The sequence below is a fragment of the Micromonospora sp. NPDC005197 genome, from assembly GCF_040608295.1.
Classification (GTDB): domain Bacteria; phylum Actinomycetota; class Actinomycetes; order Mycobacteriales; family Micromonosporaceae; genus Micromonospora.
The window spans coordinates 130,712-155,173 of sequence record NZ_JBEXHY010000001.1; the positions used below are offsets into that span (position 1 = coordinate 130,712).

Sequence of the window (24,462 nt, forward strand, 5' to 3'; positions counted from 1 at the left end):
GCCGTATGGCCACTCAGACTAGCGATCTGCTGGCGGCTGCCGCGCCGCGAACCGTCGACGTGGTACGCGGCATCGCCGACGACCAGCTCGACCTGCCCACTCCGTGCCGCGACTACGTGGTCCGTGATCTGCTCAACCACCTGTTCGAGGTGGTGGTGAACTTCCAGGAGCTGGCCGAGAAGAGGCCGGTGGAGTGGGCCGAGAAACCCGACCACCTGGACGACGGCTGGCGGGACCGGTTCGCGGTCGAGACCGACCGCCTGATCGCCGCCTGGTCGGACCCGTCCACGCTGGAGGGCGTCTCGCCGGGCATGGGGCTGCCGCAGACCGTCGTCGGCGGCATGGCCCTGCTGGACCTGATCGTGCACGGTTGGGATCTCGCCGTGGCGACCGGCCAGCCCTACCAGCCCGCCCCGGAGGCGGTGACCGAGCTGCACGCCCTGGTCGAGCGGCTGGGCCCGACCGCTCGCAAGATGGGCGTCTTCGCCGACCCCACCCCAACCCCACCCACATCCACGCCGGCCGTCACCACGCCCGACCTGGACCACCTCCTGACCCAGACCGGCCGAACCCCCACCTGGCCCCAAACCCCCTAACCCCACCCACCCCACCCCACCCCCACCCCCACCCTTCGCCCCGGTGATCAAGAGGTTTGCGTCATCAGCGGGGCGAAATCTGACCCAAACCTCTTGATCACCGGCGATCAGGGTGGTTGGGGAGGGGGTGGGTGGGTGGTTGACTTGGGTATTCGCTGGGTGAATAGTGGGCCGGGTGTCCACGCCGCATGTGCTGCTCGGGTTGCTCGCTGGGGGCAGCCGGCACGGGTATGAGCTCAAGCGTGCGCATGACCAGCGGTTGCCGCGGGCTCGGCCGTTGGCCTTCGGGCAGGTCTACGCCACCCTCGGCCGCCTGGAACGGGACGGTCTGGTGGCCACCGCGGGTCAGGACCGCGCCTCCGGGCCGGACCGCACGACGTACGCGCTGACCGACGAGGGCCGGTCCACGCTGGATCACTGGCTGTCCACGGTGGAGCCGCCGATGCCGTACGTGGCCAGCACGCTCTTCGCCAAGGTCGTGGTGGCGCTGCTGGTCGCCGACGTCGACCGGGCGCGGTCGTACCTGGTGGCCCAGCGCGCCGCGCACACCGCACGGCTGCGGGAGCTGACGGCGGTCAAGACCGACCCGGCCGCCACCCTCAACGACGTGGTCGCGGCTGACTTCGCGATCGCCCATCTCGACGCGGACCTGCGGTGGCTGCAGACCACCCTGGGCCGGGTCGCCGACTGGCACCGGGAGGTGCACGCGTGACGCAACTCCAGGCTCGCGGCGTGGTTCGGGCGTACGGTCCGACGCCCGCCCTGCGCGGTGTGACGCTCGACGTGGCCGAGGGCGAGATCGTCGCGGTCACCGGTCCGAGTGGCTGCGGCAAGTCGACCCTGCTGCACTGCCTGGCCGGGATCCTCCGGCCCGACGCGGGCGAGGTCACCTGGCGCGGCCACCGGATCGACACCTGGTCGGAGGCGGCCCGGTCCCGGCTGCGGCGCACCGAGTTCGGCGTGCTGTTCCAGTTCGGGCAGCTGGTCGCCGAGCTGACCGCGGCCGAGAACGTGGCCCTGCCCCTGCTCCTCGCCGGCACGGGGCGGCGAGAGGCACGGACGGCGGCCCTCACCTGGCTGGAACGGTTCGGGGTGGCCGACCTGGCCGACCTCCGGCCGGGTGAGATGTCCGGCGGTCAGCAGCAGCGGTGCGCCACGGCTCGGGCGCTGGTCACCGAGCCGCGGGTGCTCTTCGCCGATGAGCCGACCGGCGCGCTGGACACGCTCACCGGCGAGCAGGTGCTCACCCAGCTGGTTCGGCTCGCCCGCGAGCAAGGCACGTCCGTCGTGCTGGTCACGCACGAGCCCCGGATCGCCGCGTACGCCGATCGGGAGATCGTGCTGCGCGACGGCCTGGTGGACCACACCGGCCTGGGGCTCGACGTGCCGTTGGCGGGTGGCGCCCGGTGAGGCCGGCGACGCTGGTGCGGCTCGCGCTCGCCGGCAACCGGACGGACACGGCGCGGGTGGTGCTGACCGCGCTCAGTGCCCTGTTGGCGACGCTGGCCGGGCTGGCGGCGCTCACCGTGCTGGCCATCCAGAAACCGCCCGGCGACGCGCGGGCGGAGTCCGAGCAGTACCGCAACGCGCTGCTGAGTGAGCCGGGACTGCGCGGGGGGACGGCCTTCGCGCTGCTGATGTTGGCCGTCCCGGTGCTGGCGCTGGCCGGCCAGTGTGCCCGGCTCGGGGCGCCGGCCCGGGACCGGCGCCTCGCCGCGCTCCGGCTGGCCGGCGCCACGCCCGGTCAGGTCACCCGCCTGGCGGTGCTGGAGACCGGCCTGGCCAGCCTGCTCGGCACCCTCGCCGGGCTGGGCGTCTACCTGGCCGGCCGTGAGCTGCTGCACCGCCCGGACGAGCAGGGTCGGCTGGCCCTGCCCACCGACGTGCTGCCGTCGGTCGGCGCGCTGGTCGCGGTGGTGCTGGGTCTGCCGGTGATCGCGGCGCTGGCCACCGCCCTGATGCTGCGCACGGTCACGACCAGCCCGCTCGGGGTCAGTCGCAAGGCCGCCCGCGAGCGGGGTCCGCGCCCCTGGGCCGGGCTGCTGATCGGCCTGGGTCTGGCCACCTTCGTCGTCGTACGCCCGGTGGTGTACCAACTCGACGGGAACGACGCGGTGCTGGGCTGGCTGGTGCCGCTGTTGTTCCTGGTGGGTGGGCTCACCGCGATGATCGGGGTGGTCGTCGGCACCGGCTGGATCTCGCACACCTGCGGACGGTTGCTGCACCGGCACGCCCGCGGCGCGTCGGCGCTGCTCGCGGCGGGCCGGCTGATGGCCGACCCGTGGGCGGGCAGCCGGACGTTCGCCGCGTTGCTGGCCGCCGTGATCTTCGGTGCCGGCGCGGCGGCGCAGCGCGCCTACTTCGTCGCGCAGGACGAGGTGGAACGGGAGCAGAACCGGCTCGCCGGGGTGGACGCGGGCACCAACCCCTTCTACCTGTCGACGATGGATCTGGTCGACGCCGCGGTGGCCGTGGCGGTGCTGATCGCGGCGGGCGGCCTGATCGTCGCGCTGGTCGAGGGGATCGTCGCCCGCCGACGGGCCTACGCGGCGCTGGTCGCCACCGGCGTGCCCCGCAGCACGCTCAGCGCATCGGTGGCCTGGCAGGCGCTCACCCCGGCCGTGCCGGCGATCCTGCTGGCGCTCACCGTGGGCTTGCTGCTCGGCCGAGGGCTCTTCCAGAGCATCACCACGAGCGGGTCGTCGATCGAGGTCTGCGACGCCACGGCGGCGCTCTGCGACGATCCGGCCACCCGCAGCCAGTACACACGGATCGTGCAGACCGCCGGGGTGGAGAAAGCGATCGCCGTACCCCTGGAACAGCTGGCCTGGCTCGGCGCCGGCGCTCTGGCGGCGGTGCTGGTGACGGTCGGCGTCGGCCTGCTCTTCCTCAGGGTGAGCACGGCGGTGGACGAGCTGCGGACGGCCTGACCGACGAGGTGGGGTCGGCCGTCGGTCGGTCAGGTCGGGGCGTGGAACAGGCCAGCGGACCAGGAGATCAGCAGGCCGACGGCGGCGGAGCAGCAGCAGACGACCAGGGCGGCGGCCACCACCCCCAGGATCATCCACGCGGACATCCGGCGGGCCGCTCCCGGGTTGTCCGCATCGGCCTCGTCGCTCACTCCGGGAAGTCTAGGCGCGCATGATCGCGCAATTTTCCTGGATGTGGTGGCCTCGACGGCAGAGTGAGGCCACCACGTCCGAGATCAAAGCGTCAGGCGCGACCGAGGCGGTCCAGGATCCAGGCGTTGATGAACGCCTCCTCGCGCCAGGCGTCATAGCGACCGCTCGGGCCACCGTGCCCGGCACCCATCTCGGTCTTGAGCAGGTAGTCGCCCTGCGGTGCGGTCGCCCGCAGCCGCGCGATCCACTTCGCCGGCTCGGAGTAGAGCACCCGCGTGTCGTTGAGGCTGGTCACCGCGAGGATCGCCGGGTAGTCCACCGCCGCGACGTTCTCGTACGGCGTGTACGACTTCATGTACGCGTAGACCTCGGGGTCGTCGAGGGGGTTGCCCCACTCCTCCCACTCGGTGACGGTGAGTGGCAGCGACGGGTCGAGGATCGAGGTGAGCGCGTCCACGAACGGCACCTGCGCCACGATCCCCGCGAACGCGTCCGGGGCGAGGTTGGCGACCGCGCCCATCAGCAGCCCACCGGCCGAGGCGCCCCGGGCGACCAGCCGGTCGCTGGCCGTCCAGCCGGCCTTGACGAGGTGCCGGGCGCAGGCGACGAAGTCGGTGAAGGTGTTCTTCTTGGCCAGCATCTTGCCCTGGTCGTACCAGCGCCGGCCCAGCTCGCCACCGCCGCGGATGTGCGCCACCGCGAAGACCACGCCCCGGTCCAGCAGGGACAGGCGGGCCACCGAGAACCACGGGTCCATGCTGGCCTCGTAGGAGCCGTAGCCGTACAGCTCGCACGGTGCCGAGCCGTCCCGGGGCGTACCGACCCGACAGACCAGCGAGATCGGCACCCGCGTGCCGTCGTCGGCGAGCGCCCAGTCGCGGTGCTGCTCGTACTCGGCCGGGTCGTACGGCCGCCCGTCCGGCCCGGGCAGCACGGGCTTCTGCTTGCGCAGCACCATCTGCCGGGTGACCAGGTCGAAGTCGTACACCGAGTCGGGGGTGACCAGCGAGGAGTAGCGCAGCCGGATCTGCCCGGTGCGGTACTCCGGGTTGGCGTCCAACCCCACGCTGTAGAGCGGCTCGGGGAAGTCGATGTCGTACGAGTCGTCGCTGCCGACCGGCAGCACCCGCAGGCCGGTGAGCCCGTCGGTGCGCAGCGACACCACCAGGTGGTTCGCGAACGCGTCGACCGCCTCCAGGCGGGTGCCGGGGGTGTGCTCGATCAGCGGCACCCAGTCGCCCGGGGCGTCCGCCGAGGTGAACGCCAGCGCGAAGTCCTCCGCGCCGTCGTTGTGCAGGATCAGGAAGCGGTGGCCGTGGTGCTCCACGGCGTACTCGACGCCCTGCCGGCGGGGCGCGATCACGGCCGGCGCCCCGGTGGGGTTGCCGGCCGGGATCACCAGCACCTCGCTGGTGATCTTGCTGTGGATGTCGACGAGGATGAACTTCTCCGACCGGGTCAGCTCGACGCCCACCCAGAACCGCTCGTCGTCCTCCTGGTGGACCACCACGTCGTCGGCGGCCGCGGCGCCGATGGTGTGCCGCCAGACCCGGTTCGGCCGCCAGGCGTCGTCGACCGTCACGTAGAACAGCACCGACGCGTCGGCGGACCAGGCGGTGCCGTAGAACGTGTCGGGCACCTCGTCCGGCAGCAGCTCGCCGGTGCTCAGGTCCTTGACGCGCAGGGTGAACCGTTCGTCACCCGAGAAGTCGGTCGAGTACGCCAGCCAGCGCCCGTCCGGGCTGACGTCGAACGCGCCCAGCGAGAAGAAGTCGTGCCCCTCGGCCAGCAGGTTGCCGTCGAGCAGCACCTCCTCGCCGTCGAGCGGGGCGCCGTCCGCGCTGACCGGCGGGTCGGTCTCGCCGTCGCGGACCGCGCGCCGGCAGTGCACCCCGTACTGCTGGCCCTCGATCGTCCGGGTGTAGTACCAGTGGCCGCCCTTGCGGGTGGGCACGGACAGGTCCGTCTCCCGGGTCCGCTGGCGGGTCTCCTCGAACAGCTCCGCGCGCAGGGCGGCCAGGTGCGCGGTGCGCTCCTCGGTGAACGCGTTCTCGGCGGTCAGGTAGGCGATCGTCTCCGGGTCGTCCTTGGCGGCGAGCCAGGCGTACTCGTCGACGACGGTGTCGCCGTGGTGGGTGCGCTCGGTGGGCACCCGCTTCGCCGCGGGCGGGGCAGTCTCGGTGGTCACGGCGGCCACGTTACCGGCCGGCTCACCCCGCGCGCCGGACCAGCGGCATCCCGAAGGCCATCACCACGGCTTTCGAACACATGTACGATAGCCGGCATGGCGGCAGCAGCGAGTTCCCTCGGCCGGTCCGGAGCCCTCGAGATCACCCGGCGACTGACGGCGATCTGCGGTCCGCCGTTCGCCCGACTCGCCGGCCCGGCCGACGAGGTCGCCGGGCGTCCGGCCCGCTGGGTGGCGGTGCCCGGTGGCCCGCACGCCGCGGCCGAGGTGCTGCGGCTGGCCGCCGTGCACGATCTGGCGGTGGTGCCCCGGGGCGCCGGCACGAAGATCGACTGGGGTGCCACCCCCACGCAGGTCGACATCATGCTCGACACCGGCCGGCTGGCGGGGATCGGCCACGAGCCGGTCGGCGCGCCGGTGGCCGAGGTGGGTGCGGGCACCCCGCTGCGGGCGGTGCAGGCCACTCTGGAGCGCACCGGGCAGCGGCTCGCGATGGACGCCCCGTCGCCCGGCGCGACGCTGGGCGGGGTGCTCGCCGCCGGGGAGGCCGGGCCGCTCCGGCACCGCCACGGCAGCCCGTGCGACCAGCTCCTCGGCGTCCGCTACCTGGGCGCAGACGGTGAGCTGGTCAGCGCCGGCGGTGGCGTACCCGGGCTCGACCTGGCCCGGCTGCTCTGCGGCTCGCAGGGCGCCCTCGGCGTGCTGGTCTCGGCGAGCCTGCGGGTGCAGCCGGCGCCGGCCAGTCGGCTCTGGGTGTCCCGTCCGGTGTGGACGCCGCTGGAGGTCCACGACCTGGTCCGGGCGATTCTCGCCGCCCGACTGGAGCCGGCGGCCATCGAGCTGGACCTGCCGGGCGGGCCGCCCAGGCCGCGCACCGCCTACCCGCCCGGCCACCCCGCCGCCACCGCCCGCGAGCGCCACCCGTCGATGTCCGGCCGGTCCAGCGCCCCGTCCCGGGCGGGCAGCCTGGTCGTGCTGCTGGAGGGTGGCCCGGCCGAGGTCACCGAGCGCGCTGAGCGGCTGGTCGGGCTGCTGCACGGTGAGGCGACGGTCGCCCACTCCGCCCCGCCGTGGTGGCGGCGTTACCCGTTCGCGCCCGGCGACACCGCGCTACGCCTGGAGGTGCCGATCAGCGATCTCCACGCCGCCGTCTACGCGTTGCGGGACGCGGCCGGCGCTCCCGTGCCGGTGCGGGGCTCGGCCGGGCTGGGCGTGGTGCACGCAGCCCTGCCCGGCGCGGTGGCACCCGACCGGGTGGCATCCATCCTGGCCGCGGTCCGTGGCGTGCTGCTGGCCCGACAGGGTCGCTGCGTGGTCGTCTCCGCCCCCGCGGCGGTGCGCCAGGCCGTTGACCTCTGGGGTGAGCTGGCCGGCCTGGCCCGGCTGCAGGCCGCCAAGGAGCACCTCGACCCGGAGCACCGCCTCGCCCCCGGCCGCCTCCCCGGCGGCCTCTGACCCGGGATCGGGCGTGTCGGCGTCAGCCTGCGTCGTTGCGGAGCACCAGCACGGCGATGTCGTCCCGGGGCGGCTCGACCGAGAAGTTGATCGCGGCGGCGCGTAGGCGGGCGGCGACCACGTCCGCCGAGTAGCCGGCCAACGGCGCTGCCGCGTCCCGCAGCCGGTCGGTGCCGAACAGCTCCCGGCCGCGCCGCCGCTCGGTGACCCCATCGGTGTAGAAGATCAGCGAGTCACCCGGGGCGAGCGTGATCTCCGCCGTCGGCGAGGTGATCGTGTCGAGCAGGCCCAGCGCCGTGCCACCGGTGCCGACGAACCGGGCGCCGCCTCCACCGGCCAGCAGCACCGGCCGGTCGTGCCCCGCCAGGTGCAGGGAGACGTCCAGGCGGTCACCGTCACCCGGCCCGACCGCCGCCAGGGCCAGCGTGCAGTACCGGCCGCCACCCCGTTCGACAAGCGTCTCGTTGAGCCGGGCCAGCGCCTCCGGTAGCGGCTTGCCGTCGCCGACCAGCACCCGGATCACGTCGCGGACCAGCCCGGTGACCGCCGCTGCCTGGACGCCCTTGCCCGAGACGTCCCCGATCACCACGAGCCAGCGCCCGTCGGGCAGCGGCACCACGTCGTAGAAGTCGCCACCCACCTCGGCGTCGTCGCCGGTCGGCACGTACTCGGCGGCGAAGCCGATGCCGTCCACCACGGGCAGGACGGGCGGCAGCAGGGAGTGCTGGAGCGTCTGCGCGACCCGTCGGCGCTCGGCGTGGATGCGGGCGTTCTCGATCGCCAGCGCGGCCCGTCGGGCCACGTCCTCCAGAACGGCCACCTCGTCCGGGTCGTGCCGGTGCCGTTGGTGCCGGCCCACCGCCAGGGTGCCGAGCCGCTGGCCGCGGGCGATCAGCGGGACCGCGAAACCCTCCATCGGCCCGCCGAGCGGGATCTGCGCCGCGCTGCGGGACGCCTCGCGCAGCCGGGCCTGGATCGAGTCCGGGCCGGCCTCGGCCAGCACCTTGTGCAGTTGCGGCAGCATCGACTCGTCGGCGTGGCTGGCCGCCGCCAGCCGCAGCCGGCCCCACTCGTCGGTGGTGTGCACCGCGCACCACTGGCCGAGGCGGGGCACCACCAACTGCGGGATCAGCGCCATGGTCAGCTCGACGTCCAGCGACTGGGCCAGCAGCTCGCTCGCCTCGGCCAGGAACGTCAGCCACGCCTGCCGGCGTACGTCCGCCCGGCGCAGCCGGTCGTTCTCCAGGTGCAGCGACAGGCGCTCGGCGGTGAGCACCGCCAGCGGCCGGGCGTACGCCGACGGCGCGGCGTCCAGCTCCAGCTCCCCGGCGTACGGGCGGTGCACCGTCAGCGGCACCCGGAGCAGCTCGCTGTCGGGGCGGGGCTGCCGGCCGAAACGGGCCAACAACTGTCGGCCCTGACCGTCGCCCCGGTCCAGTCGGATGGCGCCGCCGGCCGCGCCGACCATCTCGGCGACCCGGCTGAGCAGGCTGGCGGCGAAGTCGGGCAGTGGGTCGTCCGCGTACACGTCGGGGGCGGTCTGCATGAGTTCGCTCATCGCGCCGGCGCTCGGAGCCGAGCTGTCGACGGCCCCGGTGTTGCCCGCCGTCGACGTGCCGCCGGCGCTGGCCCCGGCCGCCGGCTCGGCCCCGGGCCGGTCCAACCGGAACCAGACGCCCTTGCCGGTCGGAAGGTACGTGGTGCCCCAGCGGCTCGCGAAGTGATCGACGAGCAGCAGCCCGCGACCACGTACGGAGACCTCGTTGATCTCGGTCGCGTCGTTGCGGGCGCCGACGGTCAGCTCGTCGTTGCCCGAGCTGGGCGCGAAGTCGGAAACGGTCACGGAGAGCCCGACGTCGTCCGCGACGACCTCGATGTCCAGTTCGGTGCCGGCGTGCTCGACGGCGTTGGTGGTCAGCTCGGTGGTGAGCAGCAGCGCCTCGTTGACCAGGTCGTCCAGGTGCGCCTCGGCGAGGACGGAGCGGACGACCGCGCGGGCGGCGGCGGGCGTACGGCGGTCGGCGGGCAGGCGGACACGCCGGACGGCCCCGCTCCCGGCCCCGGCCGTCGCGGCCCCCGCCTCGGCTGACACCCCCGTATCCTCCACCGTTCCCCCGCCGGGTGCCAAGCCGATGCGCGATCGGCGGAACGGACGCCGGTCGGCGGAGTGCGGTGGGTCGCGTGGCGGCGGGCACGGCGGGAGCCCGGCCACGAGATGTCACGGTGAGCAGCGCCACTCGGCGAGGTCTGTGCCGGGTTGGGCGTCGCCGGGGGGATCGCGGAGGCCACCAGGGTCGCCCGGCGGGTCGCGCACCCTGGCACTGCGGCGCGCGCGGGCACAATATGGGGTGCCGGTGTGTCCGTACGGGCACGGGCCCCCGAGTTGAGCGAGGAATGATGACCACGGCGAAGCAGTCGGTCGCGGATCCGTCCGCGCCCGACCACGAGGCGCTCCTCGGTGAATTGACCGAGGCGCTGCGACGGATCGGTCGCGGTGACCTGAAGGTCCGGCTGCCCCGCCGTGCCGGCAAGGCCGGCGAGGTGGCGGACGCCTTCAACGAGGTGGTCTCGCTCCAGGAGCGGCAGTACCTGGACCTGCGGCGGATCAGCCGGATCGTCGGTCGGGACGGCCGGCTCACCGAGCGACTCGACGACGAGGGGCTGGACGGCTCCTGGGCGGAGGGGCAGCGGGCGATCAACTCGCTGATCGACGACCTGGGCCGGCCCACCACCGAGATCGCCCGCGTCATCGTGGCGGTTGCGGACGGCGACCTGTCCCAGCACATGGCGTTGGAGATCGACGGTCGGCCGCTGCGCGGTGAGTACCTGCGCATCGGGCGCACCGTGAACACGATGGTCGACCAGCTCTCGTCGTTCTCCAACGAGGTGACCCGGGTGGCCCGTGAGGTGGGCACCGAGGGCAAGCTGGGCGGCCAGGCCGACGTCCGGGGCGTCGCCGGCACCTGGAAGGACCTCACCGACTCGGTGAACACCATGGCGTCGAACCTGACCGGCCAGGTGCGGTCGATCTCGCAGGTGGCGACGGCGGTGGCCAAGGGCGACCTGTCGCAGAAGATCACGGTCGGCGCGCGCGGTGAGGTCGCCGAGTTGGCCGCGACGATGAACTACCTCACCGACACGCTGCGGCTCTTCGCCGAGCAGGTGACCCGGGTGGCCCGCGAGGTGGGCACCGAGGGCAAGCTGGGCGGCCAGGCCGAGGTGCCGAACGTGGCCGGCACCTGGAAGGACCTGACCGACAGCGTCAACTCGATGGCGTCGAACCTGACCGCCCAGGTCCGCAACATCGCGCAGGTCTCCACGGCTGTCGCGCGCGGTGACCTCTCGCAGAAGATCACCGTGGCGGCGCAGGGCGAGATTCTGGAGCTGAAGGACACCGTCAACACGATGGTGGACCAGTTGTCGTCGTTCGCCGACGAGGTGACGCGGGTGGCCCGTGAGGTGGGCATTGAGGGCAAGCTCGGCGGTCAGGCGCAGGTGCGTGGCGTCTCCGGCACCTGGCGGGACCTCACCGAGAACGTCAACCAGCTCGCCGGCAACCTGACCAGCCAGGTCCGCAACATCTCCCAGGTCTCCACCGCCGTGGCGAAGGGCGACCTGTCGCAGAAGATCACCGTCGACGCCCAGGGCGAGATCCTGGAGCTGAAGAACACCGTCAACACGATGGTCGACCAGTTGTCGTCGTTCGCCGACGAGGTGACCCGGGTGGCCCGCGAGGTGGGCACCGAGGGCAACCTGGGCGGTCAGGCCCAGGTCAAGGGCGTCTCCGGCACGTGGCGGGACCTGACCGACAACGTGAACTCGATGGCGTCGAACCTGACCAGCCAGGTGCGGAACATCGCCTCGGTGACCACGGCGGTGGCCAAGGGTGACCTGTCGCAGAAGATCACGGTGGACGCGCGGGGCGAGATCCTGGAGTTGAAGTCGACTGTCAACACGATGGTGGATCAGCTTTCGTCGTTCGCCGACGAGGTGACGCGGGTGGCCCGTGAGGTGGGCACCGAGGGCAAGCTGGGCGGCCAGGCCCAGGTGCGCGGGGTCGCCGGCACCTGGCGGGATCTGACCGACAACGTCAACTCGATGGCCTCGAACCTGACCGCCCAGGTGCGCAACATCGCGCAGGTCTCCACGGCGGTGGCCAAGGGTGACCTGTCGCAGAAGATCACGGTGGACGCGCGGGGCGAGATCCTGGAGCTGAAGTCGACTGTCAACACGATGGTGGATCAGCTCTCGTCGTTCGCCGACGAGGTGACCCGGGTGGCCCGCGAGGTGGGCACCGAGGGCAAGCTCGGCGGTCAGGCGCAGGTGAAGGGCGTCAGCGGCACGTGGCGGGATCTGACCGACAACGTGAACTCGATGGCGTCGAACCTGACCAGCCAGGTCCGCAACATCGCCTCGGTGACCACCGCAGTGGCGAAGGGCGACCTGAGCCAGAAGATCACCGTGGACGCGCAGGGCGAGATCTTGGAGCTGAAGTCGACGGTCAACACGATGGTGGACCAGCTCTCGTCGTTCGCCGACGAGGTGACCCGGGTGGCCCGCGAGGTCGGTATCGAGGGCAAGCTGGGCGGTCAGGCGCAGGTCAAGGGCGTCTCCGGCACCTGGCGCGACCTCACCGAGAACGTCAACCAGCTCGCCTCGACGCTGACCACCCAGCTGCGGGCCATCGCCCAGGTGTCCACGTCGGTGACCCGGGGCGACCTGACCCAGCGGATCGCGGTCAAGGCGCAGGGCGAGGTCGCCGAGCTGAAGGACAACATCAACCAGATGATCGTCACCCTCCGGGAGACGACCAAGAAGAACGCCGAGCAGGGCTGGCTGGACTCGAACCTGGCCCGCATCGGTGGCCTGTTGCAGGGCCAGCGGGACCTGGTCGAGGTCTGCCGCATGATCATGACCGAGGTGACCCCGCTGGTCGACGCCCAGCTCGGCGCCTTCTTCCTGGCCGACGACACCGACGGCAGCATGCGGCTGCGGTTGACCTCGTCGTACGGGTATGTGGCACGCGGGCACGACGTCACCTTCGGGCCGGGTGAGGGGTTGGTCGGCCAGACCGCCCTTTCGCGCCGGACGATCCGGGTCAGCGCCTCCCCGAACAGCCGCCTCACGCTGCGCTCCGGCCTGGCCGAGACGCCCCCGTCCGACCTGGTGGTGCTCCCCGTGCTGTTCGAGGGGGAGCTGCTCGGGGTGATCGAGTTCGCCAGCGTGGCCGCCTTCTCCGAGCTGCACCTGTCGTTCCTGGAGCGGCTGGTGCTCACCATCGGCATCGCGGTCAACACCATCCAGGCCAACCGGCGTACGGAGGAGCTGCTGGCCCAGTCGCAGCGGCTCGCGCACGAGTTGCAGGAGCAGTCGGCGGAGTTGCAGCGCACCAACGCCGAGCTGGAGGAGAAGGCCACCCTGCTCTCCGAACAGAAGGGCAACATCGAGACCAAGAACCGGGAGATCGAGCTGGCCCGGCTCGGCCTGGAGGAGAAGGCGCAGCAGCTCACGCGGGCCTCGGCGTACAAGTCGGAGTTCCTGGCCAACATGAGCCACGAGCTGCGTACGCCGCTGAACTCGCTGCTGTTGCTGGCCCGGCTGCTGGCCGAGAACTCGGAGCAGAACCTCAACCCGAAGCAGATCGAGTTCGCCCGGACCATCCACAGTGCCGGCTCGGACCTGCTCTCACTGATCGACGACATCCTGGACCTGTCCAAGATCGAGGCCGGCCGGATGGACGTCGAGCCCACCGAGATCCGCTTCGCGGAGATCCGCGGCTACGTCGAGCAGGCGTTCGCGCCGCAGGCCGAGGAGAAGAACCTCGACTTCCAGGTACGGGTCAGCAAGGATCTGCCGCCGGCGTTGGTCACCGACGCGCAGCGGTTGCAGCAGATCCTGCGCAACCTGCTCTCGAACGCGGTGAAGTTCACCGACAACGGCGCGGTGACGTTGCGGATCGCCCCGGCGGCCGAGAACGCGGTCTTCGACGTGCCGGCGCTGACCAACGCCCAGCAGGTGATCGCCTTCACGGTGATCGACACCGGCATCGGCATCTCCGACGACAAGCTGTCGATCATCTTCGAGGCGTTCCAGCAGGCGGACGGCACGACCAGCCGCCGCTACGGCGGCACCGGCCTGGGGCTGTCGATCAGCCGCGACCTGGCCCGGCTGATCGGTGGCACCATCACGGTGTCGTCGGCGCCCGGGCAGGGTTCGACGTTCACGTTGTTCGTGCCGCAGGTCCTCGCTCCGGACGCGGTGGTCGCGCCCCAGCCGCCGTCACCGCAGCGTGCCGGCCTGCCGTCGTCGCTGTTGATGCCGCCGCTGGAGCTCCTGCCGGCGCGGCCGGAGGCGCCGGCCACCCGTCAGTTGGACGGTGCCACCGTGCTGATCGTGGACGACGACGTCCGCAACGTCTTCGCTCTGACCAGCGCGTTGGAGCTGCACGGCATGACCGTGCTGTACTCGGACAACGGGGCGGACGGCGTCCGCCTGCTGGCCGAGCACCCGGAGGTGGACATCGTGCTGATGGACGCCATGATGCCGGACCAGGACGGATACGAGACGACCCGCCAGATCCGCCGTAACCACCGGTTCGCCGACCTTCCGGTCGTCTTCCTGACCGCGAAGGCGATGCCGGGTGACCGCGAGTCCGCGCTCGCGGCCGGGGGAAGCGACTACATCACCAAGCCGGTCGACCTGGATGACCTGATCGAGTTGATGTCGTCCTGGATCAGCGGCGGCCGGACCGAGGAGACTTCGTGACCCAGATGGCCAAGGCGCTGCTCGTGGACGACCGCCGCGAGAATCTGATGGCGCTGGAGGCGATCCTCCAGGGCCTGCCGGTTCAGTCGGTGGCTGTGGAGAGCGGCGAGGCGGCGCTCAAGCAGTTGCTGGTGGACGACTTCGCGGTGATCCTGTTGGACGCGCAGATGCCGGACATGGACGGCTTCGAGACGGCCAGCCACATCAAGCGCCGGGAGCGGACCCGGCACGTGCCGATCATCTTCCTCACCGCCGCCGACCGGGACGCCCAGCTCGCCCTTCGGGGCTACCAGGTGGGTGCGGTGGACTACCTGACCAAGCCGTTCGACCCGTGGGTGCTGCGGGCCAAGGTGTCGGTCTTCGTCGAGCTGTGGGTGAAGACCCGGCAGTTGGCCGCCCAGTCGGACCTGGTTCGGGAGCGCGACACGCAGTGGCGGCGGCTCACCGACGCGGTCGACGAGGCGACCACGCTGCTCCGCTCCGACGACCAGGAGTCGCGGGGCCGTGCGGTGGAGCTGCTGGAGCAGGCCCGCTGGGGCAGCTCCGCCTGACCGGGCCGGTCAGCCGTCGCCGGGGCGCAGATGGCCGGTCTGGGCCCGGCGGATCCGCCAGCGCTCGCCCAGCGAGTCGATTTCCTCCTGCACGAAGATGAAGAAGTCGCGCATCTCGGCCACCCGTTCGCCGGCCGGCGTCTGCGGGCCGTTGAGGGCGTCCACCCCGGAGCCGGCCACGTCGATGAACGTCTTGTAGATCGCGGTCTTGGTGATGGTCCCCTCGTACCAGGGGTTGTCCGGCATCCGGTAGCGATCGCGGCGGGACCGGGGGACGGGCTCGCGGATCAGCATGCCGAACTGGGTGAGATAGCGGACCGCGCCGCTGACCGCCGCCGCGCTGACCCCGAGCCGCTCGCCGATCTCGGCGGCCGTCAGGGGGTCGTCGGCGCTCATCACGGTGAACAACACCCGGGCGGCCATCCGTGGGAAGCCGACCTCGGCGAACGTGAGGGCCATCCGTTCGACGAAGAGGTGCACCGGGTCGTGGCCGTCGTCGGCTGCCATGGCGGTCCCTCCCTGCGCGGTTCGTGGGCACCGATGGTGCACCGACTCTCACTGTCTTCACAACTTTGTGAAACGAGTGTAGCTTCCGAGATATGGAAACTCCGATTGAGGTGTCCGGCCTGGTCAAGACCTTCGGCCGGACCCGGGCGCTGGACGGTCTCGATTTGACCGTCCGCGCCGGCGAGGTGCACGGCTTCCTCGGCCCGAACGGCGCCGGCAAGTCGACCGCCATCCGGGCCCTGCTCGGCCTGCTGCGGACGGACGCGGGGGACGTCCGACTGCTCGGCGGTGACCCGTGGCGCGACGCGGTGGCCCTGCACCGCCGGCTGGCGTACGTGCCAGGCGACGTGACGCTCTGGCCCAACCTCTCCGGCGGCGAGGTCATCGACCTGCTCGGCCGGATGCGCGGCGGCCTCGACCCGGGCCGCCGAGCCGAACTGCTCGACTCCTTCGAGTTGGACCCCCGCAAGAAGGGCCGGGCGTACTCCAAGGGCAACCGGCAGAAGGTCGGCCTGGTGGCCGCCCTCGCGTCGGACGTCGAACTGCTCATCCTGGACGAGCCGACCTCCGGCCTGGACCCGCTCATGGAGGAGGTCTTCCAGCACTGGGTGCGCCGGGCCAAGGCCGACGGTCGCACCGTGCTGCTCTCCAGCCACATCCTGGCCGAGGTGGAGGCGCTCTGTGACCGGGTGACGATCATCCGCAACGGGCGGGACGTGGAGAACGGCACCCTGAGCGAGCTTCGGCACCTGCGACGCACCTCGATCGAGGCCGAAGTGACCGGACCGGTGGACGGGCTGGGTCAGCTCGGCGGGGTACACGACCTGCGGGTGGACGGGCAGCGGGTGCGCTTCGACGTGGAGAACGCGGCGCTGGACGCCGCGCTGCGTCGGCTCACCGAGATCGGCGTACGCAGCCTGACCAGCCAACCGCCGACGCTGGAGGAGCTGTTCCTGCGGCACTACCAGCCCGAGCAGGTGCGGTCATGACCGCCCTCACCGGCACCCGGCACCTGGTGCGGCTGATTCTGCGGCGGGACCGGGTCGTGCTGCCGATCTGGATCCTCCTGCTGGCCGTGCTGCCGGCCAGCTACGCCGGCACGTACGCCGAGCTGTACCCGACCGCCGCCGAGCGGGCCGCGTACGTGGCGAGCACGGCGAGCAACCCGTCGATCGTCGCGCTGCTCGGCCCGGTGTTCGGCGACAGCGTCGGCGCGCTCACCGTCCAGCGGGCCGGCCTGCTGATGTTGTTCGCCGCGTTGGCCAGCCTGCTGACGGTGGTGCGGCACACCCGCACCGAGGAGGAGGCCGGCCGGCGGGAGTTGCTCGGCGCGACGGTCCTCGGCCGGTACGCCGGTCTGACCGCGGCGCTGCTGGTGACGTACGCCGCGAATGTGCTGCTCGGCCTGCTCACCGCCGGCGGCCTGGTCGCCGCGGGTCTGCCCGGCGCGGGTTCGCTGCTCTTCGGTGCCGGCTTGGCGCTCACCGGCGTCGCCTTCGCCACGGTCGGCGGTCTGGCCGCACAGCTCACCGAGAGCGCCGGCGGCGCGCGCGGCATCGCCCTGGGGGTGCTCGGGTTGGCCTTCGTGCTGCGGCTGGCGGGCGACGCCGGAGGGTCCGGCGGCACCGGTGGAAAGACCGAATGGCTGAGCTGGGTCTCGCCGCTGGGCTGGGCGCCCCGGGGGCGGGCCTTCGCCGGTGACCACTGGTGGGTGCTGCTGCTGCCGGTGCTGTTCGCCGCGGTGGTCGCGCTCGTCGCGTACCCCGTCTCGGTGCGCCGGGACCTCGGCGCGGGGGTGCTGCCGCCGCGGCTCGGCCCGGCCACCGCCGGTCCGCGGCTGGCCGGCCCGTTCGGGCTGGCCTGGCGACTGCACCGGGGCCCGTTGCTCGGCTGGACGGTCGGCTTCGGGCTGCTCGGTCTGGTGCTGGGCGGCGCGGCGGACGCGGCCGGCGACGCGGTGCAGGGCAACCAGCAGTTCGCCGAGATCCTGGCCCGTCTGGGCGGCACGTCGGCCCTGGCCGAGGCGTACCTCGGGAGCTCGCTGAGCCTGACCGCGCTGGCCGCCGCCGGGTACGGCATCCAGGCGGCGCTGCGGGCGCGGGCCGAGGAGACCGCCGGGCGGGCCGAACCGCTGCTCGCCACGGCGGTGAGCCGGTCCCGCTGGCTGGCGGCGCACCTGCTCTTCGCGCTGCTCGGCCCGGTGGTGGTGCTGGCCGTGGCGGGGCTCGCGACCGGGCTGTCGTACGGCCTCAGCGTGGGCGACGTCGGTGGTGAGCTGCCCCGGCTGCTCGGCGCGGGGCTGGCCCAGGTGCCGGCGGTGTGGGTGCTCGCCGGGCTCGCCGCGCTGCTGGTGGGCTGGCTGCCCCGGTTCTCCGCGGCGGCCTGGGCCGTTCTCGCCGGCTGCCTGCTGCTCGGTCAGATCGGCGCGGTGCTGAAGCTGAGCCAGTGGGCGCTGGACGTCTCCCCGTTCACGCACACCCCCCAGGTCCTGGGCGACAACTGGACGGCCACCCCCCTGGCGGCCCTGACGGTGATCACGGCAGCCCTCCTGGCCCTGGCCCTACGCACCTTCCAAACCCGCGACATCCCCACCCAGTAACCCCCGGCCCCCTGGAACCGCGTTGATCATGAAGTTATTGCCGACAAATGGGACGGAGATTGGCAATAACTTCATGATCAACGCTGGAGGCAGCCGGGACCCAGGCCGGGGGTGGGGTGGGGGTCAGCCGGTGGGTTGGTCGTTGCGGATCATCAGGGCGCTGCGCAGGCCGGTGATGTCCAGGACGCGAATCAGGAACTCGCCGACGTGGGTGAGCATCAGCAGGCTCTGCGCGTGACTGGCCTTGCGGCTGAGCACCACGAGCGTGCCCAGGCCCTGCGAGTCGCAGAAGGTGACGCCGCCGAGGTCGAGCACGATCCGCGGGGGCGGGTCGGCCAGCACCTCGTTGACGACGGTGCTGAGCTGGGCGGCCGTGAGCATGTCGATCTCACCGGCCAGGCGCAGCACTGCTTCGTCGCCCGTCCGGTGTAGCGTGATGGACAGTTCGGCACGATCCACCCGGTCAGCCTAGCGCGATCCAGCCGACCCGGCCTGTTGAGGCCGAGAGCCGCTGACCCGGCCCGTGTCGGGGCTGGTGACGGGTGCCGGCAGCGGGTGAGCCTGGTAACCCCGGCCCGGGGTGGCTGCTGGTTGACCGTCCGTCGCTGACACAATGGCGGCATCGTGACCGACATCGTTTCCGCCGGATCTGGCCGTTACCCGGCCGACGCGCCGGCTTCCGAGGCCCTGTTCGACCGCGCCCGCGCCATCGTGCCGGGCGGGGTGAACTCCCCCGTGCGCGCCTTCCAGGCGGTCGGCGGCACCCCGCGTTTCATGGTCCGTGGCGAGGGCCCGTGGCTGTACGACGCCGACGGTCGCCGCTACGTCGACCTGGTCTGCTCCTGGGGTCCGCTGATCCTCGGGCACGCCCACCCGGAGGTGGTGGAGGCCGTGCAGGCCGCCGCCGCCCGGGGCACCAGCTTCGGCACGCCCACCCCGGGTGAGGTGGAGCTGGCCGCCGAGATCGTCGACCGGACGCCGGTGGAGCAGGTACGCCTGGTCAACTCCGGCACCGAGGCCACCATGTCGGCGATCCGGCTGGCTCGCGGCTTCACCGGCCGTTCCAAGATCGTCAAGTTCGCCGGTTGCTACCACGGCCATGTCGACGCGCTGCTCGCCTCCGCCGGCTCCGGCGTGGCGACGCTCGGCCTGCCCGACTCGCCCGGCGTCACCGGCGCGGCGGCCAGCGAGACGATCGTCCTGCCGTACAACGACATCCGGGCCGTCGAGGAGGCGTTCGCCGCCGAGGGCCCGCACATCGCCGCGGTGATCACCGAGGCCGCCGCCGGCAACATGGGCGTGGTGGCCCCCCGCGACGGCTTCAATCAGCAGCTCGCCCGGATCGCGCACGCACACGGGGCGCTGCTCGTGGTCGACGAGGTGATGACCGGGTTCCGGGTCTCCCGCGCCGGGTGGCACGGCCTCGACGCCTCCGACGCCGACCTGTGGACGTACGGCAAGGTCATGGGTGGTGGGCTGCCCGCGGCGGCCTTCGGCGGGCGCGCGGACATCATGGCGCGTCTCGCGCCGGCCGGCCCGGTCTACCAGGCCGGCACGCTCTCCGGTAACCCGCTGGCCTGCGCCGCAGGCCTGGCCACGCTGCGGCTGGCCGACGACGCGCTGTATCGCAAGCTCGACGACACGGCCGCCGTCGTGGGCAAGCTCGCGTCCGACGCGCTGGCCGCCGCCGGGGTCCCGCACCGTTTGTCGTACGCGGGCAGCATGTTCTCGATCTTCTTCACCGATGCCGATGTCGTCGACTACGACAGTGCCCGCACCCAGCAGGTGCCGGCGTTCAAGGCGTTCTTCCACGCGATGCTCGCCGCCGGCGTCTACCTGCCGCCGAGCGCGTTCGAGTCGTGGTTCGTGTCGGCGGCGCTCGACGACGCCGCTCTGGAGCACATCGCCGCAGCGCTGCCGACGGCGGCGAACGCGGCGGCGGCGGCTGGTCACGGGGGGTCGTAAACGGTGAGCAAGACGGTGGTCCACGTGCTCCGGCACGGTGAGGTGCACAATCCCGACCAGATCCTGTACGGGCGGCTGCCCGGTTTCCGCCTGTCCGAGCTGGGCGTGCAGATGGCCAAGGCCGCCGCGCAGGGGCTGGCCGATCGGGAGGTCGTGCACGTGGTGGCCAGTCCGCTGGAGCGCGCCCAGCAGACCGCCGAGCCGATCGCCGCCCAGTTCGGGCTGCCGGTCGGGGTGGACGAGCGGCTGATCGAGAGCGCCAACTGGTTCGAGGGCAAGAAGGTCTCCCCGGGTGACCGGTCGTTCCGCGACCCGCGCAACTGGTGGGTGCTACGCGACCCGGTGACGCCGTCCTGGGGTGAGGCGTACCGGGTGATCGCCGAGCGGATGTTCGCCGCCGTGCACGCCGCCCGCGTTGCCGCCGAGGGCCGCGAGGCGGTGCTGGTGTCTCACCAGCTCCCGATCTGGACGCTGCGCCGCTACGTCGAGCGCAAGCGGCTCTGGCACGACCCGCGCAAGCGGCAGTGCGGGCTGGCGAGCCTCACCTCGTTCCACTTCGACGGCGCGAAGGTGGTGGGCATCGGCTACAGCGAGCCGGCCGCGCACCTCATCGCCCTCTCCGCGACAGCCCGGACGGCCAAGGGGGCCTGATGACCGCCCGGAGGTGGACCGCCGGTCTGCTCGCCGCCGTCACCACGGTGGCGCTGGTGGGCTGCACGTCGTCGAAGGGGCAGGAGAAGACCTGCTCGACCACCTCCGACGGCATCATCGAGTGCGCACCGGACCAGCGTTCGGCCCCTCCGAAGCTCGCCGGTGAGCTGCTCACCGGCGGCACCTACGACGTGAGTGCGGCCCGCGGGCAGGTCGTGGTGGTCAACTTCTGGGGCTCCTGGTGCGCGCCGTGCCGCGCCGAGGCCGACGACCTGGAAGCCACCTACCAGGCCACCAAGGGCTCCGGGGTGGGCTTCCTCGGCATCAACGTGCAAGACCAGCGGGACAAGGCCAAGGCGTTCGAGGAGGGCCGGGTCACCTATCCGAGCCTGTTCGACCCGTCCAGCCGTCTGGCGCTCGACCTGGACATCCCGCCGAACACCGTCCCGGCGACCGTGGTGCTCGACCGGGAGGGCAGGGTCGCGGTGGTGATCCGCGCCGCCGTCAAGCAGGAGGGCCTGCAACCGATCGTCGAGCGGGTCGCGGCCGAGAAGCCGGCGCCGAACTGATGGGTGAGACCTTCAAGGAGTTGGCCCAGAGCGGGCCGCTGGTGCTCGCCATCGGCGCGGCGGCGCTCGCCGGCCTGGTCAGCTTCCTCTCCCCGTGCGTGCTCCCGCTGGTCCCCGGCTACCTGTCGTACGTCACCGGTCTGGCCGGCGCCGACCTGGAGGGCCGCCGCCCGGCGACGGCCCCCGCGCCCGCCGAGACCACCGGCGGGGGTGTCGCGGTCCGGGAGCGGACGGCACCGTCGGCGGCGGTCAAGGGGCGGGTGCTCGCCGGCACCCTGCTCTTCATCGCCGGCTTCACTGTCGTCTTCGTCGCCACCGCGATCCTGTTCGCCGGCATCGGTCGGGTCTTCTTCGACTACAAGCGCGAACTGCAGATCGGCATCGGCGCGCTGATCATCGTGCTCGGCCTGGGCTACCTCGGCATGATTCCCGCCCTGCAACGTGAGTTCCGGATCTCCCGGCTGCCGTCGGCCGGCCTGCTCGGCGCACCCGTGTTCGGCGCGGTCTTCGCGCTCAGTTGGGTGCCGTGCACCGGTCCGACCCTCGGCGCGGTGATGGGCATGGCCGCCAGCAGCGGTCAGAGCGACCGCGCCGTGGTGCTCGCCGTGGCGTACTGCCTCGGGTTGGGGATACCGTTCGTCGTCTTCGGGCTGGGCTTCCAGCGCCTGCTCGGGGTCTTCCGCGCCATCCGGCGCAACAGCCGCTGGGTCACCCGGGTCGGCGGCGCCCTGCTCATCCTGATCGGCCTGGCGCTGGTCACCGGCGGATGGCAGAGCTTCGTGATCTGGTTGCAGACCACCGTCGGGGTGGGCGAGGTGAGCATCTGATGACGGTCGTCGACGACCGACCGGAGACCGTGGCTCCGGCGCCCCGGCGCCGGCCCAATCGGCTGCTGGCCCTGCTGCGCAACTCGTGGCGGCAGCTCACCAGCATGCGTACGGCGCTGATCCTGCTCTTCCTGCTGGCCATCGCCGCGATCCCCGGTTCGGTGCTGCCGCAGCGGGGGATCAGCCCGGAGAAGGTCAACCAGTACTTCACCGACCACCCGGACTGGGCCCCCCGACTGGACCGGATCGGCGCGTTCGAGGTCTTCGGTTCGGTCTGGTTCTCCGCGATCTACCTGCTGCTGTTCACGTCGCTGATCGGCTGCATCACGCCCCGGCTGCGCGACCACGTCCGGGCGCTGCGGTCCCGGCCACCGGCCGCGCCGAAGCAGCTGGCGCGGCTGCCGCAGCACGCCGTACTGCCCGCCCCGGCCGGTGGCGCGGCCGCCGTCGCCGAGGTGCTGCGCAAGCGACGCTGGCGGGTCGAGGTCCGCGGCGACGAGGTCTCCGCCGAGAAGGGCTACCTCAAGGAGACCGGCAACCTGCTGTTCCACACCTCGCTGATCGCGGTGCTGATCGGTGTCGCGCTCGGCTCGTGGTACGGCTGGAGCGGCAACCGCCTGCTCGTGGCGGGCGCCGACAACGCGTTCTGCAACACCCGCCAGCAGTACGCCGAGGCCAAGCTCGGCCCCCGCGTCGACAGCGCGGACCTGCCCCGCTTCTGCCTGCGGCTGGACGACTTCCAGGCCCGGTTCCTGCCGTCCGGCCAGCCGGAGTTCTTCAACGCCCGGGTGACCGTCGACGGCCCGGACGAGCCGACCCGCAGCGCGGACTTCTCGGTGAACTCACCGCTGCGACTCGCCGACGCGAGCGTCTACCTGCTCGGCCACGGGTACGCCCCGGTGATCCGCTACACCGACCGGTTCGGCAACAGCCAGGTCAGTGACGAGCCGTTCCTGACCACCGGCGACATGGGCCTGACCAGCGAGGGGCTGGCGGCCTTCCCGGACGCGAACGTCGACCCGGCCACCGGCAAGCGGACACCGGGTGAGCAGATGGCGTTCACCGGCATCTACCTGCCCACCGCGCCGCAGCAGGCCCCGTTCGTCCGCTCCGAGTACCCGACCGAGCGCAACCCGGCGCTGAACCTGGTCGCCTACCGGGGCAACCTCGGCCTGGACGCCGGCATCCCCGGCTCGGTCTACCAGCTCGACCAGCGGCAGGTGCGCAACGGCAAGGTCAAGGAGATCGGCAGCAAGCTGCTCCGCAAGGGCGAGAAGTGGACGCTTGACGACGGCACGACCGTCGAGTTCCTGGGCACCGAGCGGTACGTGACGCTCTCCGTCCGGCACGACCCCGGCTCGACGCCGCTGCTGGTGAGCTGTGGCGCCCTGCTGGTCGGGCTGATGGGCTCGCTTTTCGGTAGGCGCCGCCGGGTGTTCTTCCGGGTGGCACCGGCCGACCCGGCGGATGGATCTCCGACGGGCGGTAGTAGCTTGATGGAGGCCGGTGGGTTGCCGCGCACCGACTATCCAGGGTTCGCCGACGAGTTCGCCCAGCTCGTCACCGCCGTGAGCGGTGCCGACGGGGCTGCCGAGCGGGCCGGCACCGACGCTGACTCCAGCGACCGGGCCGGTGTGCGAGAAGGGACCGAGTGATGTCCGCGCTCTCCGACAATCTGGTGACCTTCGCGATCCTGACGTACCTGATCGCGATGATCAGTCACGCCGTCGAGTACGCGCTGGGCAACGCGCGCACCCGGGTCGCCGTGGCGTCGCCCGCCCGCGAGCTGGTGGGGGCGGGGGTCGGTGGTGGCGGTGGCGTCATCCCGGAGCCGCCCGCGCCGGTCCCGCCGACGGTCGACGGCGCGTCGCGTCGGGCCCGGATCGCCGGCCTGGTCGCGGTGGGTGCCACCGCGTTGGCCGCCGTGCTGCACCTCGCGGCGCTGGTCACGCGAGGTCTGGCCGCCGACCGGATGCCCTGGGGCAACATGTACGAGTTCGTGCTCACGGTGACGTTCATCGGGGTCGCGGCCTGGCTCGTGGTGCTCTGGAAGCGCCCGGCGTTGCGCAAGCTCGGGCTGTTCCTGACCCTGGTGATGGTGCTGCTGGTGGCCACCGCCGAGCTGGTCCTGTACGTGCCGATCGTGCCGCTGGTGCCAGCCCTGAACTCGTACTGGTTCGTCATCCACGTCTCGACAATCGTCTTCGCGTCCGGTATCTTCCTGCTCGGCGCGGTGCCGGCGGTCGGCTTCCTGATGCGCAACGGGTACGAGCAGGGCAAGCGGAGCTTCCCGTACACCCTCGCGAAGCGGCTGCCGGGCGCGGTCAGCCTGGAGCGGCTGACCTTCGCGCTGCACGCGTTCGCGTTCCCGATCTTCACGTTCGCGGTCATCGCCGGCGCGATCTGGGCCGAGGCGGCCTGGGGCCGGCCGTGGGGCTGGGACCCGAAGGAGACCTGGGCGTTCATCTCCTGGGTCGTCTACGCCGGCTACCTGCACGCTCGCGCCACGCCCAGCGTGAAGCGCAACGTGGCCACCTGGATCGCGGTGATCGGCTTCCTCACCATGCTGATGAACCTGTTCGGCGTGAACATCTTCTTCACCGGCCTGCACTCGTACGGCGGGCTGAACTGACCCTGGTCGACGACGCGCGGGCCGGCCACGGAATC

The 24,462-nt window shown here is 72.2% G+C and carries 20 protein-coding genes; 15 read left to right on the top strand and 5 right to left on the bottom strand.

What is annotated here, in order from left to right:
- Nucleotides 1-5 precede the first annotated feature (5 nt).
- The 4 genes from ABZU46_RS00685 (at nt 6) to ABZU46_RS00700 (ending at nt 3,526) form a co-directional block, all read left to right on the top strand.
- Nucleotides 6-596: a TIGR03086 family metal-binding protein gene (locus ABZU46_RS00685; RefSeq protein ID WP_354853728.1), complete on the top strand. Its 591-nt coding sequence runs from the start codon at nt 6-8 to the stop codon at nt 594-596.
- Nucleotides 597-771: 175 nt separating this feature from the next.
- Nucleotides 772-1,308: a PadR family transcriptional regulator gene (locus ABZU46_RS00690; protein ID WP_354853731.1), complete on the top strand. Its 537-nt coding sequence runs from the start codon at nt 772-774 to the stop codon at nt 1,306-1,308.
- Complete coding sequence (locus ABZU46_RS00695; protein ID WP_354853734.1) at nt 1,305-2,006, top strand: ABC transporter ATP-binding protein; 702 nt, start codon at nt 1,305-1,307, stop codon at nt 2,004-2,006. The genes ABZU46_RS00690 and ABZU46_RS00695 overlap by 4 nt, the downstream gene beginning before the upstream one ends.
- A complete protein-coding gene (locus tag ABZU46_RS00700) occupies nt 2,003-3,526 on the top strand; it encodes an ABC transporter permease (protein WP_354853737.1) in 1,524 nt (507 codons plus the stop codon). Before ABZU46_RS00695 ends, ABZU46_RS00700 begins: the two co-directional genes overlap by 4 nt.
- Nucleotides 3,527-3,555: 29 nt before the next feature.
- On the opposite strand, the gene ABZU46_RS00705 is transcribed toward ABZU46_RS00700, so the two are convergent.
- Together ABZU46_RS00705 and ABZU46_RS00710 are read right to left on the bottom strand one after the other, a co-directional pair.
- Nucleotides 3,556-3,717, bottom strand: a complete 162-nt coding sequence (locus tag ABZU46_RS00705) for a hypothetical protein (RefSeq protein WP_354853948.1) — start codon at nt 3,715-3,717, stop codon at nt 3,556-3,558.
- Between the two features lie 92 nt (nt 3,718-3,809).
- On the bottom strand, nt 3,810-5,906 hold the full coding sequence (locus tag ABZU46_RS00710) for a S9 family peptidase (protein ID WP_354853740.1): 2,097 nt from the start codon (nt 5,904-5,906) through the stop codon (nt 3,810-3,812).
- 96 nt (nt 5,907-6,002) lie between these two features.
- Between ABZU46_RS00710 and ABZU46_RS00715 the strand changes: the two genes are divergently transcribed.
- A complete protein-coding gene (locus tag ABZU46_RS00715) occupies nt 6,003-7,361 on the top strand; it encodes an FAD-binding oxidoreductase (protein ID WP_354853743.1) in 1,359 nt (452 codons plus the stop codon).
- Nucleotides 7,362-7,383: 22 nt separating this feature from the next.
- On the opposite strand, the gene ABZU46_RS00720 is transcribed toward ABZU46_RS00715, so the two are convergent.
- Entirely contained in the window at nt 7,384-9,453 is a 2,070-nt protein-coding gene (locus tag ABZU46_RS00720; RefSeq protein ID WP_354853746.1) for a SpoIIE family protein phosphatase, read from the bottom strand.
- A 305-nt stretch (nt 9,454-9,758) separates the two neighbouring features.
- Between ABZU46_RS00720 and ABZU46_RS00725 the strand changes: the two genes are divergently transcribed.
- Nucleotides 9,759-14,126 carry a HAMP domain-containing protein gene (locus tag ABZU46_RS00725; protein ID WP_354853749.1) on the top strand — a complete coding sequence of 1,456 codons (4,368 nt, stop codon included), beginning with the start codon at nt 9,759-9,761 and terminating at the stop codon, nt 14,124-14,126.
- Nucleotides 14,123-14,677 carry a response regulator gene (locus ABZU46_RS00730; protein ID WP_354853752.1) on the top strand — a complete coding sequence of 185 codons (555 nt, stop codon included), beginning with the start codon at nt 14,123-14,125 and terminating at the stop codon, nt 14,675-14,677. Before ABZU46_RS00725 ends, ABZU46_RS00730 begins: the two co-directional genes overlap by 4 nt.
- Before the next feature lie 9 nt (nt 14,678-14,686).
- Here the strand turns inward: ABZU46_RS00730 and ABZU46_RS00735 are convergent, their stop codons facing one another.
- Nucleotides 14,687-15,184, bottom strand: a complete 498-nt coding sequence (locus tag ABZU46_RS00735; RefSeq protein WP_354853755.1) for a helix-turn-helix domain-containing protein — start codon at nt 15,182-15,184, stop codon at nt 14,687-14,689.
- Between the two features lie 92 nt (nt 15,185-15,276).
- Here ABZU46_RS00735 and ABZU46_RS00740 point away from each other — a divergent pair, with 92 nt between their 5' ends.
- Nucleotides 15,277-16,173: an ABC transporter ATP-binding protein gene (locus ABZU46_RS00740; RefSeq protein WP_354853758.1), complete on the top strand. Its 897-nt coding sequence runs from the start codon at nt 15,277-15,279 to the stop codon at nt 16,171-16,173.
- A complete protein-coding gene (locus tag ABZU46_RS00745; protein ID WP_354853761.1) occupies nt 16,170-17,783 on the top strand; it encodes an ABC transporter permease in 1,614 nt (537 codons plus the stop codon). The genes ABZU46_RS00740 and ABZU46_RS00745 overlap by 4 nt, the downstream gene beginning before the upstream one ends.
- Nucleotides 17,784-17,906: 123 nt before the next feature.
- On the opposite strand, the gene ABZU46_RS00750 is transcribed toward ABZU46_RS00745, so the two are convergent.
- Entirely contained in the window at nt 17,907-18,242 is a 336-nt protein-coding gene (locus tag ABZU46_RS00750; RefSeq protein WP_272614785.1) for an STAS domain-containing protein, read from the bottom strand.
- A gap of 165 nt (nt 18,243-18,407) precedes the next feature.
- Between ABZU46_RS00750 and hemL the strand changes: the two genes are divergently transcribed.
- Genes hemL through ccsB form a run of 6 tightly spaced genes read left to right on the top strand, consistent with a single transcriptional unit; the run spans nt 18,408 to nt 24,427 of the window.
- Nucleotides 18,408-19,748, top strand: a complete 1,341-nt coding sequence (gene hemL / locus ABZU46_RS00755) for a glutamate-1-semialdehyde 2,1-aminomutase (RefSeq protein ID WP_354853764.1) — start codon at nt 18,408-18,410, stop codon at nt 19,746-19,748.
- Between the two features lie 3 nt (nt 19,749-19,751).
- Entirely contained in the window at nt 19,752-20,399 is a 648-nt protein-coding gene (locus ABZU46_RS00760; RefSeq protein WP_354853767.1) for a histidine phosphatase family protein, read from the top strand.
- Entirely contained in the window at nt 20,399-20,968 is a 570-nt protein-coding gene (locus ABZU46_RS00765) for a TlpA disulfide reductase family protein (RefSeq protein ID WP_354853769.1), read from the top strand. Before ABZU46_RS00760 ends, ABZU46_RS00765 begins: the two co-directional genes overlap by 1 nt.
- The gene (locus ABZU46_RS00770; protein ID WP_354853772.1) at nt 20,968-21,795 is read left to right on the top strand and encodes a cytochrome c biogenesis protein CcdA; all 828 of its coding nucleotides are present in this window, start codon (nt 20,968-20,970) and stop codon (nt 21,793-21,795) included. The genes ABZU46_RS00765 and ABZU46_RS00770 overlap by 1 nt, the downstream gene beginning before the upstream one ends.
- Complete coding sequence (locus ABZU46_RS00775; protein WP_354853774.1) at nt 21,795-23,450, top strand: cytochrome c biogenesis protein ResB; 1,656 nt, start codon at nt 21,795-21,797, stop codon at nt 23,448-23,450. The genes ABZU46_RS00770 and ABZU46_RS00775 overlap by 1 nt, the downstream gene beginning before the upstream one ends.
- Nucleotides 23,450-24,427: a c-type cytochrome biogenesis protein CcsB gene (gene ccsB, locus ABZU46_RS00780; protein ID WP_354853776.1), complete on the top strand. Its 978-nt coding sequence runs from the start codon at nt 23,450-23,452 to the stop codon at nt 24,425-24,427. The genes ABZU46_RS00775 and ccsB overlap by 1 nt, the downstream gene beginning before the upstream one ends.
- Nucleotides 24,428-24,462: the final 35 nt, after the last annotated feature.

Bases quoted from the DNA above. Each gene is read 5' to 3' on its own strand.
- ABZU46_RS00735 (WP_354853755.1), bottom strand. From the start codon at position 15,184: ATGGCAGCCGACGACGGCCACGACCCGGTGCACCTCTTCGTCGAACGG.
- ABZU46_RS00685 (WP_354853728.1), top strand. From the start codon at position 6: ATGGCCACTCAGACTAGCGATCTGCTGGCGGCTGCCGCGCCGCGAACC.
- ABZU46_RS00715 (WP_354853743.1), top strand. From the start codon at position 6,003: ATGGCGGCAGCAGCGAGTTCCCTCGGCCGGTCCGGAGCCCTCGAGATC.
- ABZU46_RS00740 (WP_354853758.1), top strand. From the start codon at position 15,277: ATGGAAACTCCGATTGAGGTGTCCGGCCTGGTCAAGACCTTCGGCCGG.
- ABZU46_RS00725 (WP_354853749.1), top strand. From the start codon at position 9,759: ATGACCACGGCGAAGCAGTCGGTCGCGGATCCGTCCGCGCCCGACCAC.
- ABZU46_RS00765 (WP_354853769.1), top strand. From the start codon at position 20,399: ATGACCGCCCGGAGGTGGACCGCCGGTCTGCTCGCCGCCGTCACCACG.
- ABZU46_RS00770 (WP_354853772.1), top strand. From the start codon at position 20,968: ATGGGTGAGACCTTCAAGGAGTTGGCCCAGAGCGGGCCGCTGGTGCTC.
- ABZU46_RS00745 (WP_354853761.1), top strand. From the start codon at position 16,170: ATGACCGCCCTCACCGGCACCCGGCACCTGGTGCGGCTGATTCTGCGG.
- ABZU46_RS00775 (WP_354853774.1), top strand. From the start codon at position 21,795: ATGACGGTCGTCGACGACCGACCGGAGACCGTGGCTCCGGCGCCCCGG.
- ccsB (WP_354853776.1), top strand. From the start codon at position 23,450: ATGTCCGCGCTCTCCGACAATCTGGTGACCTTCGCGATCCTGACGTAC.